Annotated in this window: 16 protein-coding genes; 8 read left to right on the forward strand and 8 right to left on the reverse strand. The window is 50.7% G+C overall.

Translation table 11 applies throughout. The annotated features are described in order from the left end of the window. Positions 1–112: 112 nt before the first annotated feature. Complete coding sequence (locus tag J1G37_RS21395; protein ID WP_207045313.1) at positions 113–1,369, forward strand: Y-family DNA polymerase; 1,257 nt, start codon at positions 113–115, stop codon at positions 1,367–1,369. Between the two features lie 567 nt (positions 1,370–1,936). On the opposite strand, the gene J1G37_RS21400 is transcribed toward J1G37_RS21395, so the two are convergent. The 8 genes from J1G37_RS21400 to J1G37_RS21435 all read right to left on the reverse strand — a co-directional run bounded on the left by J1G37_RS21400 (position 1,937) and on the right by J1G37_RS21435 (position 10,105). Further along, the gene (locus J1G37_RS21400) at positions 1,937–2,905 is read right to left on the reverse strand and encodes a ParB/RepB/Spo0J family partition protein (protein ID WP_234452249.1); all 969 of its coding nucleotides are present in this window, start codon (positions 2,903–2,905) and stop codon (positions 1,937–1,939) included. 70 nt (positions 2,906–2,975) lie between these two features. Continuing rightward, on the reverse strand, positions 2,976–4,106 hold the full coding sequence (locus J1G37_RS21405) for a ParA family protein (protein ID WP_016355665.1): 1,131 nt from the start codon (positions 4,104–4,106) through the stop codon (positions 2,976–2,978). A gap of 169 nt (positions 4,107–4,275) precedes the next feature. After that, complete coding sequence (locus J1G37_RS21410) at positions 4,276–5,340, reverse strand: DNA cytosine methyltransferase (RefSeq protein ID WP_106116915.1); 1,065 nt, start codon at positions 5,338–5,340, stop codon at positions 4,276–4,278. 641 nt (positions 5,341–5,981) lie between these two features. Continuing rightward, the gene (locus J1G37_RS21415; protein ID WP_004666715.1) at positions 5,982–6,161 is read right to left on the reverse strand and encodes a hypothetical protein; all 180 of its coding nucleotides are present in this window, start codon (positions 6,159–6,161) and stop codon (positions 5,982–5,984) included. A 92-nt stretch (positions 6,162–6,253) separates the two neighbouring features. After that, entirely contained in the window at positions 6,254–6,568 is a 315-nt protein-coding gene (locus J1G37_RS21420) for a hypothetical protein (RefSeq protein ID WP_004666716.1), read from the reverse strand. Positions 6,569–6,717: 149 nt separating this feature from the next. Continuing rightward, positions 6,718–7,647 (reverse strand): replication initiator protein A, encoded by a 930-nt coding sequence (locus tag J1G37_RS21425; protein WP_055001373.1) that lies wholly within the window; start codon positions 7,645–7,647, stop codon positions 6,718–6,720. A gap of 187 nt (positions 7,648–7,834) precedes the next feature. Continuing rightward, a complete protein-coding gene (locus J1G37_RS21430; protein WP_016355669.1) occupies positions 7,835–8,668 on the reverse strand; it encodes a hypothetical protein in 834 nt (277 codons plus the stop codon). A gap of 171 nt (positions 8,669–8,839) precedes the next feature. Then, positions 8,840–10,105: a replication initiation protein gene (locus J1G37_RS21435; RefSeq protein WP_106116914.1), complete on the reverse strand. Its 1,266-nt coding sequence runs from the start codon at positions 10,103–10,105 to the stop codon at positions 8,840–8,842. Between the two features lie 978 nt (positions 10,106–11,083). On the opposite strand from J1G37_RS21435, the gene J1G37_RS21440 reads away from it, so the two are divergent. From J1G37_RS21440 to J1G37_RS21470, 7 genes are read left to right on the forward strand one after another with little or no spacing between them, the layout of a single operon-like run. After that, on the forward strand, positions 11,084–11,839 hold the full coding sequence (locus J1G37_RS21440; RefSeq protein WP_004666720.1) for a DotI/IcmL family type IV secretion protein: 756 nt from the start codon (positions 11,084–11,086) through the stop codon (positions 11,837–11,839). A gap of 12 nt (positions 11,840–11,851) precedes the next feature. Further along, complete coding sequence (locus J1G37_RS21445; protein ID WP_242551684.1) at positions 11,852–13,153, forward strand: DotH/IcmK family type IV secretion protein; 1,302 nt, start codon at positions 11,852–11,854, stop codon at positions 13,151–13,153. 7 nt (positions 13,154–13,160) lie between these two features. Continuing rightward, the gene (traO, locus tag J1G37_RS21450; protein ID WP_004666723.1) at positions 13,161–14,510 is read left to right on the forward strand and encodes a conjugal transfer protein TraO; all 1,350 of its coding nucleotides are present in this window, start codon (positions 13,161–13,163) and stop codon (positions 14,508–14,510) included. Positions 14,511–14,533: 23 nt separating this feature from the next. After that, on the forward strand, positions 14,534–15,238 hold the full coding sequence (locus J1G37_RS21455) for a hypothetical protein (protein WP_106116913.1): 705 nt from the start codon (positions 14,534–14,536) through the stop codon (positions 15,236–15,238). Positions 15,239–15,248: 10 nt separating this feature from the next. Next, positions 15,249–15,782 carry a conjugal transfer protein TraQ gene (gene traQ, locus J1G37_RS21460; protein WP_004666725.1) on the forward strand — a complete coding sequence of 178 codons (534 nt, stop codon included), beginning with the start codon at positions 15,249–15,251 and terminating at the stop codon, positions 15,780–15,782. Between the two features lie 18 nt (positions 15,783–15,800). Further along, positions 15,801–16,244 carry a DUF6750 family protein gene (locus tag J1G37_RS21465; RefSeq protein WP_004666726.1) on the forward strand — a complete coding sequence of 148 codons (444 nt, stop codon included), beginning with the start codon at positions 15,801–15,803 and terminating at the stop codon, positions 16,242–16,244. Positions 16,245–16,289: 45 nt separating this feature from the next. Beyond that, positions 16,290–17,015, forward strand: coding sequence for an HNH endonuclease (locus J1G37_RS21470; RefSeq protein ID WP_106116912.1), 726 nt, complete (start codon positions 16,290–16,292; stop codon positions 17,013–17,015). The last annotated feature ends 1 nt before the right edge of the window (position 17,016 follow it).

The raw sequence follows: 17,016 nt of genomic DNA on the forward strand, positions 1-17,016 counted from the left end.
ACTTAGTAGCCCACAGAAGCTCCATCTACTCCCCCTAACCTATGACCTGAACTAACGATTCGATAATTATTTTCTAATTTGTTGTTTATAAAATACTTATGTCCTAACGTTTATCAAGCCCCAGAACAACGAGTTTTATTGCAGCGTAGAACGCATCTTTAGACCTGAATTAAAAAACAAACCAGTTGTTGTTCTAAGTAACTCAGATGGTTGCATAGTCGCTCGAAGTAAGGAAGCAAAAGCTCTGGGTTTGAAAATGGGAGAACCATTCTTTAAGATCCGAGCGTTTATCGAAAAGCACGATGTTTCAGTTTTTAGCAGCAACTACACTTTATATGGCGAGTTCAGTCACAGGCTTTCTTTAGCTATTTCCTCACTTGCTCCGGCTGTTGAAGCCTATAGTTGCGATGAATCGTTCGTAAGACTTGATGGTTTGCCCGAGCCATTAAAAGATGTAGCGAAGGCAATTCAAGCCCGTGTTCTGCAGTGGACAGCGCTCCCCGTTGGCATTGGCCTGGGGCACACTAAAACCCTCGCTAAAGCAGCCCAGCATGCCTCTAAGGTGTGGAAAGCCAAAACTGGTGGCGTCGTAGACCTCCGCTCCAAGGAGGCCGTGGAGTGGCTCCTGAGGCGCATGCCGGTGGAAGAGGTTTGGGGGGTCGGGCGGCGGATGAAAGACAACCTCCAACCTCTCGGCATAACAACTGCCTGGGAGTTAGCGCAGTGTGACCCGCGAGTGCTTGGAAAAAAGTTTTCCGTTGTCCTGGAGCGTACGATCCGTGAGTTAAATGGGGAACAGTGCCTAGACCTTGAGCCTGTTGGATTACCGAAACAATCCATCTGTTGCAGTAGATCTTTTGGTGAGCGTGTAACCACTCTGCAAGGGCTTCGTGAGGCTGTCGCCAGTTACGTGCATCGAGCAGCTGGGAAACTTAGGGCTCAAAAATCACTGTGCACGGTCCTGAGAGTGTCCATACAGACTTCCTTCTTCGGCGATGATCCGAAGTACGCTCAGGGAATCACGTGTACCCTCCCCTACCCTACAGATGATACTCGCGTACTGACCGGCGCTGCGCTTCGAGGTTTAGAAACCATCTTTCGGGAGGGGATGAGGTACAGCAAAGCAGAGATTCTTCTGATCGATTTGCGTCGCCGAGGGGAATTCACTGATGATCTGTTCACGATCAATCAGCCAGCGCGGTCTGAGGCCTTAATGCTCGTTATGGACCAGGTTAACCGGCGCTGGGGTCGAGAATGCCTACGCACTGCAGCTGTTCCGGCAGAACCCGAATGGGGTATGCGCAGAGATTACCTCAGCCCGAGCTATATGACGGATTTCAACCAACTATGGAAGGTGAGCTGCAGGTAGTTGATAACCCTTAGGACGGACATTTCACAGCCGCTCTACCTTACGATGCCGTGCAGCCAAGCTCACGGGGGCCGGCCAGCCTCGGCACGTAGGTGAGTTTCGGAGTCCGGGCTACATCATTCTCCCTTGCGCACATCCTTGCTCCATCCTCGTCTCTGGCACGTACATACATGGTGTGGATGACCTTGCGCTTTGGGCCCGAGCCCGCAACAAGGTCTACCGCAAATGTTTTCCATTCTCGCGTTGCCCAATAGGCATGAGCATCAGCTTCGTCACCAAACAGCATTCGCGTCTGTGTTCCCATATCATTTCAACCTTGCGCAGGAAGGGGGATATCAGACCTTATGCGCTGCCATCCTACGCAATCCAAGCTGTGCTTGAATGGAGGAGGAGGATTCAAAGCCTCTTTGAGGCAACGATCATGCCTCTCATCATCTACAGCGGCTATGACTTCCTTTCTGTGCTCCAGGTAAAACAACAAACCTAAAAGCAGTGCACATACTGCGGCTATACATGCAAGATGTTCCAATAACGCTTTCATTCTTAATATCCCTTTATTCATGTTCCCTACTCCGCTTCCTTTGCGGCAAGTTTGCTACGATCAAAGTTATTCAAAAAGTTTTCAAACTCCTGCATTAGTAAGTTTGGATCTATTCCTTTTTCACACTTCAATTCCAGCTTTTGACCGGAAAGTTTAATTGTTCCAATTCCAGCTACCGGGCGCGGAACAAATGCCGGACGACCTTGATTAGAACATGCAGCAATTTTCACGGCAATTTGGCGGAGTGCTTGTTCCTGCTTGGTACCTTTTTCGACCATGCTCAGCACCTGTCTCTCGACGATGTGAACATCCTGCTCCGCTAAATCTACAAACTTTTTAGCGTAATTGGCAGTAATCAGACCCGGATGCTGATCAAGTACTTGGCGTATAGACGTCGGGAGCTTCATAAGGTCCAGGCACCGACTTACTACAGAACGGTTGATCCCCAAGCGACGTGCAATGGCGCTTTGGCTCTTATCATTACCATTTTGAAGGTAGCGGTCGTAACTACGAGCAAGCTCATAGTCAGTCAACTCTTCATGCTCGTTGTCAGCCAGAGCGAGCAACATTGCCATGTCGTCACTCATTGGCTTCACAACAGCCGTTATTCTGTCCCATCCCAAGATAGTGACAGCTCTCCAGCGTCTCTCACCCCCAACGAGCTCGTTTCGGCCGTTAGGTAGGGGTCTTACAAGAATTGGTTTGCCCAGACCAATTTCACGAATTGATTCTACAAGTAGCGAGATTGCCACCTCGTCAAACACTAACCGAGGCTGGTATGGCGAAACATCGATGCTTGAGACATAGACCTCCTCTAGGGTTTGGTCCTTGCCTATAAACTCACCAACCAACGGCTCCTGGGCCTTTTCATCCAGCATTTGGAGCATTGCTGCCCTCCCCTGCGCGCTGGATGGAGTTCCTTGAGGAATCTCTGCTGGCTTGCGAAGGCCAACGACGCCAGTTTTAGGTTTTCCAGGGTAATCGTTTGATTTCATGTGGTGCGTCTCCAACATTCTGTGTTGCTAGTAGCAACACGGGTTTTCTTTTGTTGCTACTAGCAACAACTCAGACCGAAGCGATTTCCCGGATTTTGCTGAGGATTTCGCGGTGTACGCTTCGGACTGGACCAAGACTTTTTGAGGTAGCCCCTTTCCACAGCAGCAGGGGAATACCGTCATCCAGTGACTTGGCATACTCCTCAGAGACATAGATTTTTTCTTCCGTTACCCGGCCAGGAAAAAGCTCATTGAGCCGGAAAAGGTTATTGATTAGAGACGGGCGATTTCGGATAAACATCGTCGGGATCGCAAGCAATTTGGGTGCGTAGCTGTATTCCCGTGCAAATCGGGCGCACCAATCGTTCAACCGAAGAAGAGCGCGGAATGAAAACTTGTCCATTCGGATCGGACACAGAAGTAAGTCGCTAGCTGCTACTGAATTTTTGGTCAAACGTGAACCGGCAGGGGCATTATCAAAGATGATCAGGTCATAGCTCGAAAGATCACAGCCAGGTATTTGGCCGGTCTTGGCCTGTTCAATCCAGCGGGCATACCACATATCGGGGTTGTTTGAAGCGTCCAGGGCAACACCTAAATCCTCGATGTAGGAATCTGCAGGAATCAGGTGAATGCCATCCTCACCAAACGGCTTCTTGATGACCTCATCAAGCGTTTTCGGATCAAATGCACGCATGCGCAACAGAGGACTGATCAGGTTTCCAAGATGACCGTCTACAAGTCGATCCTGAGGAATACCCATCTCGGTCAAATCCTCCGGCCCCAAATCAGGGTCGTAGCCCAGCATGCTGGATGTATCGCCCTGAGGGTCGTTATCGATGATCAGAGTTTTCAGTCCAGCGAACTGAGCAGACAGCGCCAGGTTAACAGCCGTAGTTGTTTTAGCCGTGCCGCCTTTTGGTACAAATGTCGAAGCAACGATTTGGCGCGGTAGACCTTTCGAGTGTCCCAAGCGTCGACGTAGGGCTGCGATAGCGAATAGGTCGGCGAGTCCATAAACCCGCGCAGTAGAGGTGCCACGAGGAACACGACGAATCTCAACACCATTCTCTTCTTCAATGTCCTTCAGTCGCCTGGTCGTCAGCCCAAAGCACTCAGCGGCAAACTGCGGAGAAAAAGTTAAGCCTCCAAAGTCGACAAAACTCTGTAGCTCCAGCTGAGATTCTTCGGTTGAGTTCATGTGAATGCCCTTCTGTAGGTTGAGAATTGATTATAGTTCATGAATACTGCTTGTAAACAGTAGAATTCAGGAATATTTATGGTTTTAGCCATTTAAGCTGAATTGACTTGTTGCTAGTAGCAACAAACCCGCTCTGCCCAGCATAAAACCGGGCAAGAACGAACCAGCTCTAGAAGCTCATTGCTACCTGCCCGCCTTCATCCACGAAGCTATCTAGGCTAACGCCGCGCAAAGACACAGCCTTGCTCAGCAGGAAGTGGGCCTTGTTGTCATCAAGATCCATAAGGTATGCGTCGTCGATGAGCTCGCTGATCTCATGAGGTTTCAAACCCGCGTCAATGGCCTGCCCCAAAAGTCGCGACGAAAGACGATCGTACTTCGCACGTAGGGCAAATTGAGGGTTATCAAGTTGATTATTTGCCATGAAGAAAGCGTACGAAAATCCCTCGGGGGTTACGCTTCTTGCGTTTTTTGTCGCGAGGCTCCGGCCTCCGTACTTGAGGTGCATTTTGGAGCCCTCAACAGGCATGACCGGAGCAACAGGAAGGTCTGCGTTGAAACGACCCCAGATCAAGGTCTTCTTCGTATAGGGATCTCCAACGTGGCACGGATCGAATGAAAGTCTCCAACCCGGGAGCCCTCCTAATTTTTCGATACGGCCAACTGGATTTTCTACAGCCCATAATGCTGGTTTGTAGTATTCGATTAACCGAAGGGTTTGGTGAACGAGTTCGACGGAGGCTTGGGTTCGGCCATCCAGATCCTTACCACCGAAATGCCTGCAGCCTGAACGAGCGAAGTCTGTGCAAGGACAAGCGGCAAGAATCGCGAATACCTCAAGGCCGTAGAAATCGCCGAACCACTCTATGAAGAACTCGACATTGAAGTTGTTCACGTCACCGAGCTCAGGATTGTCTTGAATGTCGAAGCGGTAGACCTGGTAGCCGGCTTCTTCCCAAGGCCGGGACCATTCACCTGAGGTATCGAAAAGCGAGAGCACCACTTTGTCACTGTTTTCCCTGCAAGCAGCTTGGCTTCTAGCATGATCAATCCATGCCTCTATACGATCACGGGCATGCGCGGGCTTCATAAACCCTTGGACCTTATCAGCCAAGCGGACTACATCTCCCTTCGATGGATGATCGAAAAGATGGTGAATCCCAATCGAATTTTCAAAAGCTTGTGATTCTTGAAATGCCGAAACCATTGAATCCAAGTCGTACCCAGAACCCATGCAATTCGCTCCTAGACCTTTTTTCAAAGCAGCACAGTGGTAGCCGCCACTGTCACCAATTCGTGGAGAGAATTTTAACCTATACGCGTATGCATGTACATACGTACGTACGTATTTAGGCGTTTGTTGCTAGTAGCAACACTGCTTGAGATTTCGAGCTATTTTGCTGTTCTGGTTGTTCGTCTAATCATGTCTCGATAAGACTCAATTTCCAGATGGACACGCCTTTGCCTGACAGCCTCTTTTGAACACCCAATGATGTCTGCAAGCTCCTGGTCCGGTTGCTTACCCTGCATATGATCGTAAGCCGCAATATCGGGTCGAGGTTGTTGGTACGGTGTTATTCCTAAAGACTGGATGAGTTTTGAGACTTGCTGAAGAGGAACTTTAGCCGCACGTGCGAGCATTGTGGCGGGGTAGACGCCAAGAAAAGGTACAAGGAGCGCTAGGGCATCCTGGTGAGGAGGGGGAGGGGAGTACGCAGGTTTGCCGAGCTTGATTCTTCGAGCACGGACAGCTTCAGTAGTGGTTCCAGCCATCTGAGCGATAACAGGATCCGGGACATTTCCCGAAAGCCCGTCGTATCGCTCAAGCTTTGAGTATTTGGGCATACAGCTTAATCTAAATCGATAGGCCAGAATTTATTGTTGGATTCCCCACATTTCAGCCAAGGCTTTTTCAATGAGCGCTGAGGCTGTTGTTTTTTGCTTATGAGCTTCGTCGCGCAAGCGTTCGTTGAAATCTGTACGAAGGCTAATAGTCTTGTGGGATCGGGTAGGGGCTTCACCCTTTTGGGTTGCAGCGGATGGTTGAGCCTTCATACATGTTCCTCAAAATTTGACTGGTCACAAGTAGCTATTATACATGTACGCACGTACGCAAATACATACGTACGTACACAAAGTACGACTGCCTACTCAGTTTGCTCTTCCTTGTCGGAACGGTGCTGACCAGATGCTCTACGGTAATCTTGCAGCTGCTGGATGGTGTGGGATAGATTGCGAATCACATAGTCTGGAAACCCCTTTTTACCAGCCAGGTGACGCTGCTCTAGCTCAGCGATTCGAGCAGGGTCTAGCCCTAAACGAATTAGGGTTAGCTCATCACCCAGTTCCAAAGCCCGGTTCGCTTCCAGCATGACGTTTTGTGCCGATTGAAGTTTCTCAATTTCATCTTGCAGGTGCTGGGTGTCATCACGGTCAACAGATCGCAGTGGTATACGCTTCATTTGCAGACTCCTAGACTTCATTCTTCCCCGGTAGCCGCCGGGTGCAGCTCGATTAAGCTGCCTGCTCATTATACGTACGTACGTACGTATGTAAACAACGAGCAAAGAAAAAGGCTGCATCTGCAGCCCTGAATGTCGGCGATATACGACTATGCGGGCTTAAATCGCTCCAGCGTTTCAAACCAAGCAGCTTTATCAGAAGCGACAAGCTCATCGGACAAAAGCTTGGTGTTCCTGGTGTAGAACACGATCTTATGAGGCTTACAGCTCGTATCCAAAGCCATTCTGTAATCAGGTAACGAGTCACGTTTAATGATCTTGCGCACATCAGCCCTGAAATAACGCAGATCTTGCGTAGAACCGCATTTTTGCTGCATTAGCACGATATCTGCCTTCCAAATTGGCTTGTTACCAACATGTTTGCGAGCAAGCTCATACAAACGACGCTCTAGGGGCATCCTCAAAGCGAAATAGCGCCGGTCAATCGTCAAAACCTCATAGTGGAGGAGGGCTTTGTACATCCAGTCTGATATCTGAACGATGCCTTCAAGAACACCCTTGCCGTTTCCGGTCTTTTTGGTGATGGTGTAGTCATGTATCCAGCCAAAACCCTTGGTTTGCTCCTCGCCACCGGTGACGATGTTTGTCTCGATCTGCGTACCCTTGAGCCTCCGGAGCATGTCCAGAATGTTCACGTAAGCATTTCCTCCTGGCTCCCTACCTGTGCCGATGAGAAAATCATAAGAGTCAAATTTGACCGTGTTTGAAATCGGCAAACCCGCTTTCCGACCTTCGATAATTTGGGATCCGATGAACAACAGCAGATCTTTATCGAAAACCGTTGCGGCGCCGATTACGGGAGGAATGATTCGTACGCGCTTGTTGGTACCTGGCTGGTGATACTCGCGGATGGCGGTATCAGGAATTGTGGACAAAGAGAAAAGTGGAAACTCCATACTGGCCAGGTCGTCTTTCACCGGCCACTCAACCATATTGGCCTGGAACATGTCCGTCTGAACGTAAGGGACCAGGTTCGGTTTACGGCCGCGTTTGGGTTTCTTTTCGCCTTCATCACTCATAGCTGAATCTTCTTCTCTGGATCACTGCAGTCTACATGGGAACTGAATGGCGGACCGTGCAGCCGCACTCTGTTGAGGTGTCGTCGGGGAATCGCTATCATGGAAGAATCCAGACGCTCCTAGACGAGTTCACCCTGGTAGAAGCCCAGATCGGTAGCCGCCGTCTGGGCTTTGTTTTACCTCGGATCTACAAAGATGAGTGATCCGCTAAAATGACCATCTCGGAGAGCACACAGATTTCTCCGCGGATTTTAGCCAAAGTACCACGCTGATCACCACGCTCTTTCCTTCCAGCCTCCATTTCTTTGATGTTCTGGTCATAGGTGAAGCTCGATCCTGCCCAGTCGCGAAGTCGAACGAAAGCCCATGCTTCGCCTTCACGATATTCTCGACTGTAAACCGCGCTGGTAACGACATACTCACGGCCGTTTACCTTGACTGTGGGGACAGACGGAACCTTGTCGCCGGCTGAGGAGAACTGCATGCATGACACGGCATTTTCCCACCTGCAGTACACCTCAGGAATGACAGAAACACCGTCACGAAAACTGGGCCGAAAGAAGCAGGAACGCCAAGGCAGAAACTCGGCCCAGTAGCGGCAATCACCGGTACTCAACCATCCGTGAACGATGATTGAACCTACACCTTCCACATAGACGCCTATCACCTTGGATCGAGGTGCAGTACGAACCTTGCATTCCGCACCTGAACCTTCAAAGCTTGTTGCCACGGCGTTCAATTCGAGCCACATGCTGTCATTAAAGTGCGCAACAGCGCGCCACTGAGAAGGCCGCTGATCATCGGTGGATGCTTGGGACAGCGATTGCTCACTAGCCTCAACACCGAGAAGAAAGAAGGGCATCAATTCCTGTGGAACGGAAGAAATGTGTGCCCGCGCCTCGGTCACAAGCAGTTGATAATCACGGAGATTGAAAGAGGGGAAATTCCAAGATCCAGATTCGCTAACAGCGATATCGACACTGGATTCATCAAAGAACAACCCCATTTGTAACTGGTTCATATGATACCTGCTCCTAGAACATTGACCTGGTAGCCGCCAGGTGAGCGTCGTGACGAAGCTCATAGGATCATGGTAACAAACATACGTACGTACGTACATATGCAGACTTAACAAAGACGAATGTTTCTGGTGATCAAGGGGCTCAGTGTGCCTAAACACTCCCTGTCATGGTTACGAACTATCACTTGAGACAATCAAAGGATCGATCAAAACAAGCAGGGCGGGGTGCATCTCCCCCTTCGGGCTCGAAACCCCACCAGCAGGTATCTGATTGGCACCATGCTTAACACACGTAGATTTGCTGACCTGGCTCGGCCAGCCTGGTGTTTTCGGTGCTGCAGAGGTCGACGTCGTGAGGGGCGGTTGCAGCGCTACAACAACATTCGAGCGTGTCTCGTTAATGACATGACGGTACTTGGCCACCGTCTGCCTGGTGATCCCTGATAGGGCGGCAATGGTAGCGATCGCTAAAGGTTTAGCCTGGCTATGCAGAGAACGGCACGCAGCGCGGATTTTGGATTCTGTGGCTTTATGACGTACTTCATGGGTACGTTTTGCTGAGAGCTTTTGCCGCTCTGCGAGGGGCGTGGATTTGTCCAGCTCCATGACGCCCCTATGACATCTGCTGTTACCTGTGTAGCGATTCCAGGTCCAGCGGCCGACTGATCGGACAGTGGATCTGATCGAGGACAGGGGCAAATCATCACGGAAGGCACCACGACCACCAAACTGATTGCTGTTATGAGCATGTGCGGTAAGACGCTGCATGAAATGGTCGTAGCTACCATGCTCACGCTCGTGGTTGACAATGCTGTATGCAAAAAAACGGAGGTTCTCGAACAGCATGCAATGCCGAGAATGCGACACGGCATCCAGATCCGGCCCTTTGCCCCATGGGGTAACCGGTTCAAGCTCAACGCACTCTGCTAAATCGGCGAGCTCATAGACGTTGCTGTGTAATTCCCTCGTATGCCACCAGGGATGCCCCGGTGTTTTAGCGACAGGGCCACCATGATACTCAGGATCAGCTTTCAGCCGGTCAACGAAAGCCTTGTAAATGGCTTTCATATAGCGAATTGGCTTGTCACGGGCGCTATCCGAGGTACACACCGGAATGATCGCGTAGTAGAGGTGGCTAGAGCCTGAATGACGATTGCGGACAATCAGGTTCGGAGGTGGGAGACCGGCATCGTCCCAAATGAGGGAGTTAGCGTGATCCAGATCGAAGATGAGCCATGAGACTCGATCTAGCCGATTTACCTGCATGTAGGGATAGCGAATTGCGTGCTCGCGGGGACGCACTCGCATAGCCGTTTTGTTGTCGCTGCATCTGGCCAGATACGAAGCCTCTTCAAAGACTCTATTGAGGGCGGTATCAGCAACAAAAAAACGTGGGTCAACAGGCGTCTGCAGAGCACCAGGTTTACCCTGATTCAAAGCAGATTATCCGTACTGAGGAGCAAGGAAATTTCAGCGCGATAAAAATCGCGGTGTACCTTGCACGCAAAGGCGCAGGTGTCCATAATCGAGCTACCTAATCGGTGAGCCTCACGTCGACTATCTGCCAGGATGAGACGTGAAGGCTCTTTTTTTTGCCCGGCGTTCGCCAGGGTGCTTGTTCGTACTCTTGTTCTTCAGCCCGAAAGGCCGATCTCCTCAGAGTTGTTTGTTTGGTTTCTAGAGGCCAACGGCATCCACGGAAAAGAGGGGGAGGGGTGTCTACATATCCCTATAGACTCTTAAAAAATACTTCTGTGGTTCTAGATTCCGGCGAAGGCTAGAGCTTGCAAAAGCTTACGTCAACCCTCTGGAACCCGCGTGCGACGTGGCCTCCAGCATTTCTCACCTAGTTATAAAATCTTTTTTTTTGTTAAATCTGTAAAGCAACGTGCGCGTGTTATGCATACCTCATGATCGCTACAGGCCGCGTGGATCTTAACCTCAGGGTTGACCGTGTGTCGGCGATATACGAAAGAGGCGTCGGCGATATACGACGAAAGCGTCGGCGATATACGACGTGAGGTGTCGGCGATATACGAGCCTATCCACAGGCAAAAAAATTTTTGTCGCCGATGTACGAAACTCCCTCAAAACCCCCTTCCAGAGCATTGGCAAGCCACTCCCCCTCTAATACCCCGGCTCACCGGGAGCAAACCCCTATTACCCGGGGGGTTTGTCGCCTCCCAGCGTAAATAAATGTCGGCGATATACGACTCCTCTGATGAAACGTCGGTGATATACGAATGTCCAAACCGGCGATTTACCGGCAATGTGCCATTAATGGCAGTTCCGTATCGTAGCCACCTTGAGAAGGCCGTTCTGTGCGCGAGCCCTGATTTAAGGCTGTCAACATTGAACATTAGCTATTGACCGATTCCGCATCATGGTTAGAATACGGAAAACGGAGGGGATTTAATGACCGAATTGCGAGAGCCTACATCGGACGTTCAGCGCGAAGCTGTAGCAGGCGCCGGCAATGAAGAAGGTCGCACGGAGTATGAGCAAGAATTGCTCAATCTCGTGAAGACGCTGCACCAGAACGTTGACGCTATTGACCCGATGGTTCAGGAGCAAAAAGACCGCAAGCGCCTCAGCAACCTTTCGGGCTCCCTTGCGAAGTCCAACATGGTTTTGACATGGGGTCTCGTTGCATCCATTGCACTCAATGGAATGCTCGGTTGGTTCGCGGTTCATCCTGATCGTCAATATTTTGCAGCTGATGGGACGCGTGTGATTCGTCTGGTACCACTTTCAGAGCCGTACCTGAAATCAGCAGACGTAATCCAGTTCGCTCGCGATGCGATCAACCGCTCGCTGACCATCAATTTTCAGCAGTACCGCGGCCAGCTGGAGGACGCTCGTGCTGATTGGACTCGCGAAGGTTTCAAGCAATTCCTGGAACAGCTCGAAGCTGGCGGATACCTGGACTCGATCAAGACCAAGCGCATGAACATGACTGTCACAGCAGGTACAGGCGTAATCGTTAGTGACAGGCTTGTCGATAACATCTGGGTCCGAAAGGTAGAGCTTCCAATCGAGATAAAGCTGACCGGGCAGGTAACTGAACAACCCGCTCAGAACTTCATTGCTCTCGTGACTGTAACTCGGATTCCAACACTCGATTCACTTGTAGGCGTGGCCCTTGACAACATCGTCATCAAGCCCCGGTAAGGGAGTACCCATATGAAACCATTTCCGCTTGTAGTGCCGATGCTTGTCTTGGCAATCAACACAGCGTTTGCGCAAGATGCTCAAGCTCCGCAAAACGGTGCAATGCTCCCTGGAGCAGAGCAGCAATCAACGCAGCAACAGCAACCGGTGCAGCAGCAACCAACGCAGCAACAGCAGCCGGTGCAGCAGCAACCAACGCAGCAACAGCAGCCGGTGCAGCAGCAACCAACGCAGCAACAGCAGCCGGTGCAGCAGCAACCAGCACCTCCAGGTCCTGGGCAATGGGTACAAGTGAAAGGCCCGGGCACACCAGGTAATTTTCCGGTGCCGCCTGGCCAATCAAACGCAAATGTTAATCCTCAGATGCAAAATGCATTTCCGCAGACTAACTACGGCGCAGGTAACTACGCCGTAGCTGGCCAGCCACAAGGGCAGCCACAAGCTCAACCGCAGGGAAACGCTGCGCCTCAACCGCAGCAAAATGGTGTCGCGCCCATGCCTCCCTTGGATGCTCCAAATGGTTCAGCAGATTTCAATGAGGCTATGAAGGTAGTAGCACCATTCGCTCCAGACCAAATTCGCGAAATGCGGGGAAGCCTTGAAAACACGAGGAAGGCAAAAGCCTTTCAACCTGTCAGAGCCATCCCGAGAATCACGAGTGTTTCAGTCGACCTGAGCCCGGGTGCATCGCTTCCAGTTTTGCGTGTAATGCCTGGCGAGATTTCTAACTTGGTCATCCTTGACTCAACAGGCGCACCTTGGCCTTTGGCAATCACACCGAGGATCTCCAGAGATGACATCTTCTCAGCTGAGTGGATGCAGGGATCCCACGTAGTTGTGGTGTCTACGACATCCTCCTACGAATCTGGAAACATCGCTCTTTTCCTACAAGGCGCCACGACACCAGTTGTCGTAAAGCTCGTGACTGGTGAACCTGACAGTGAAGGCGAGAAATCCAGAATCGTGGACGCCCGCTTGGACGTACGGATACCCGGTCGAGGCCCTAATGCTAAGGCACCGCTGATGGGGCCAGGTAAAATCGCTCTTTATGACGACACCCTTCAAGCATTTCTTGACGGTATTCCACCCAAAGATGCCAGAGCAGTAGTGGCGCATGGTGACGTGCCGACCCATACAAAAGTGTGGCAATACAACGGAGATATATTCGTCCGAACGCAGCAAGATATTCAAACAGCGTTTGATCAAAGCTTATCCTCAGGTGATGGAACTAAGGTTTATCGGCTTCCAGCTACTCCGTTCGTAACCCTGTCTCAAATGGGCCAGTCAGTTACCCTTCAACTTGACATCAACTGAGGTCCATATGAGTACTCAAGCTGATATTGGTCGCCAAACCAAAGTTATTGTAGTCTTAGCAGCAATAGTGGTCGTTGGTGGCGGCTATCTGGCGTATACATGGTTACAAAATCACAATACAAGTAATTCGTCGGTACGCGGAATCACCACGGACGCGAAGGGAACTAAAACAGAAGAAAGCGAACAATACCGACAGGTACTTAATCGGTACAACCAGGTAAACGCACAACAAGCTGAGTCGAACGGTGGTTCGTACATGTCGGTGATGTCCGCTCAGTCTGCCAAACCTGTCACACCTGGATCAGGTCAGCAGCAGCAACCTCAGCAAGTAAATTACTATTACCAGCAACCCCAGCAGCAGCAACAAGTCGTTACTCGTAACAAAGAGTACGACAAGCAAATCGCAGATCAGGTCAAAGGGTTGATGTCTGCCTGGGTAGAGAAACCGCACGGGTTGGGTAAGTCGAGCGAAGACGCCACTATCACCCCATCTGCTTACGCGCAATCAATCATGCCAGCATCTATGGCAGGGGCGGGCGGCACGGTAGCCAGTAATCAACGGGGAGCTAATGGGGCCGCGAGTCAAAGAGATCCAGACGTGGTAGTAGTACCAGGGTTTACCCTTGCACCGTCTATTCTCAAAACTGAAATCGACACTGACGAAAACTCGATGGTACGTGCGGAGATCGCAACCGGGCCTTTCGCAGGTGCGGTTTGTTTCGCTATGGGCTACAAACGCATCAACGAAACTGTGGATATGACATTTAGCTACATGGAGTGGAAAGGTCACTCTTACAAAATCGCCGCAAAAGCTGTTGATCCTGACAGTATGAGAACTGCACTATCGGGCGAAGTTAACAACCGGTATTTCGAAAGAATTATTCTCCCGGCACTTGCCATTGCTATTGGCAAAACTGGTCAACTTTATGAGCAAGGGAGCGCTCAAAATATTATCACCAGTCAAGGGGCGGTCATTTCGACCTACCCTGAAACTCCCAACGGTGCGGCTGTTGCTGGCACTTTTGCGGGAGGCATTGGTCAGCAAGCCGGTAAAGTTCTCGCTAATGACGGCGCAAACATGCCTCAGAAGCAAGTAATTCGACCGATGGGCTCAACTATCGGTATTCAATTTATCGGCCCTGTTATGGCCAGTGATGCGCTGGATAAAAATGCTATTCAAGCAAATCAGAAAGACGAGCTGAATACCTTGAGTCAGCCTGCAGGACAGCCAAAGCAACAATATCGCTTGTCACCCAGCGCAACAGGAAGCGGTGATCAGGAAGGTATGAGCAGCGGTTATCCGGGCTTTACACCTGGCCTTGGCCAACCCAACACAATGAACTCGACTCGCTACTGAGTCAGCGCTGAAAGGATGCCAACATGACAACACAGACAGCGGGCGATATTGATGTTTTTGCATCCCCGGCCCCAAAAGCAGGCGTTGCTCAACCAGAGCCGGATCCGAAGCCGGAGCCCTTGCAGAAAAAGAACCTGAATTCCTTTGTAGAAAAAGTGAAGCCATGGCACTTCTTTGTTGTGCTTGGACTCATAGCAGCGGTCTGGATATTCGCGCCTAAGTTGTTCCGCTCGAATTCTACCGTGCCGCCAGGGCAACCGTTTGGGGTCCAGAACACACAGGCTTCGTACGAGACGTATGAACGCCAAAAACCGGTAAAACCGGTAGAGGAACCGTTGAGTTCTGAACCGACAGCGAGCCAACAGGTTGAGCTGCTCCAGGTGCAAAACCAGATAGAGACTTTTTCAAAAATCACCTCTGAGCTGCAGGGCCAGGTTCGTGAACTTCAGGCGAAAATTGCGGTGCTGGAGTCCCGTCCATCAGAGACTCCTACGAAGGCTAAGGAAAGAATCCAGCCGACCCGAAGTCAGCCTGCCGTTCCGGCCAGCACAACTTCCAAGGCACTTAGTGGATACAGCATTAACACTGTGTATACCGATCAAGCGTGGTTGGCACATGACCAACGAACATTCGTTGTACAGGTCGGTGATGCTTTTGACGGCATCCGCGTTCTTCGCATTGATCCAGTATCCCGCCAGGTCGTCACAAACCTCGGCGTGATCCGCTAGGGAGTAGGGTATGGATCTCGCGAGCATGATCATTGCGGCAGCTAATTCGCTGACCGGAGTGATGTGGGGCCTACTGTGGAGCCTCGGAGCGCTGATCGGCTTCGCGTACTCAGGCTCGGTGCTTCGCAAGATGCAGCTCGCCAGTATTCAACCGGGCCGACGCCCAATATCTGCTGGCGGCACCATGATGGTGCTGATCATCGGGGCCATGCTTTTTAACCTTTCGGGAACAATTGGAACTGTCTGGACGACGTTCTCAAGTGGTCAAGCAAACTACGGCGCAATTTCCTGGAGCGGAGCAGAGCAGTTCGGCGAATTCAAAGAAGCTGTAAATGCTGTTCTTACACTCGCGAGTCTTGCCGGAGGTTTTTGTTGCTTTAGGGGTTTGTTGATTCTGAAAAAAGCAAGCATTGATGGAGAGTCATCCAATGGTGCAGATGATCTAATCTGGCGTGCTTTAACTCACTTGATTGCGGGTGCAGGACTGGTTCACGTAGACAAAATGATTGATGCATTTCAAGAAACATTCAAACTTTATTGGTAAGTCAAACGGAGCGTTGCTATGAAAATTAATCCTTTCGAAGTAGTCGGTGATGTTGTACGTAAAGCTCACGTACACCTGATCACCAAAACTGATGAATACAGTCAGCACCCAGTACAGCGTCGCATCATGCAGGCAAGCGCCGGCATCACCATGGCAACCATGTTTGTTGCACAAGCACATGCAGATGGCTGGGCTGACATGGGTAAAAAGGGGGCAGAACAGGGCGACTCGTTGAAAGAAAGCTTAGGCAAACTATTTGCTGTCCTTGGGTTTGGTGGAGCCGGATATGGTGGCATCAACATGTGGAAAAAAACCCAGCAAGGCGAGAACAGCCGCGTCACAGGTACTCAAATCTGGGGCCCGATGTTAGGCGGGGCGGCACTCGGCGCTACCGGCTTCATGATGGTTGCTACAGGTGAGACTGTAGGTATCGATGCCGGTCAACAAGGCGTCGTACCTTAACTAATAGCAACAACAGGCAGTCTTATAGACTGCCTTGGAGGTTTGATGAGTAGCGCAGAAAATGCCCCAGACATGGTAGTCCCCGATGCTACGCTCGGTCGAAATTTCGAACGTCCAGCACTACCCGGTATGAGCTTGTCAACTAAAGCAAGGGTTTGGGGTGATAAAGAACCAACCGCTACTGAGCCTAATAAAAAATCGTTGAGCCTAGAATTGCGGACGGAAGTTGTTCGTGAGAGCAAACATCGGTGCTTCTTCTGTGGTTTTCCTTCGCAAAGTTTGGAAATTCACAATATTAACCACAACCACCAAGACGTACGGAAAGATAACTTACGCGCCGTCGATTCTTTGTGTCACGGCTGGCAGCATCTTGGGGAGTTGGGGGAGGGGAACGCTTTTATTGGATACCTTCCAGGGCTCGTTGCGCAGGATGTGAACAATCTGCAGCGATGCATTCTAGTCGCCTTGGAGACGGGCGATGAAGCTACTAAAGCTGATGCGAAAAAGTTGTTGAATTGGCTCGCTTCGCACAGACAGTACACAGAGGCGGCTTGGGGCACGTTTGAACCAAGTGTATTCGCTAGTGCATTGGTGAAAATGGAGGGTGTTGGTGCTGATGTTCATGCCGTTGTATTTAGAGATCTTGCGGTGATATTCAACCCTGGTACTTACAGCGCAAACGCAAAACAATGGGCTCAAGATGCTTATAGATCTTCACCTACAGCATCTTGGCCAAATGTGTATCACAACATAATGAATGCGCCGAGCTGAG

Source organism: Pseudomonas sp. Marseille-Q1929, from assembly GCF_017316265.1.
GTDB lineage: Bacteria > Pseudomonadota > Gammaproteobacteria > Pseudomonadales > Pseudomonadaceae > Aquipseudomonas.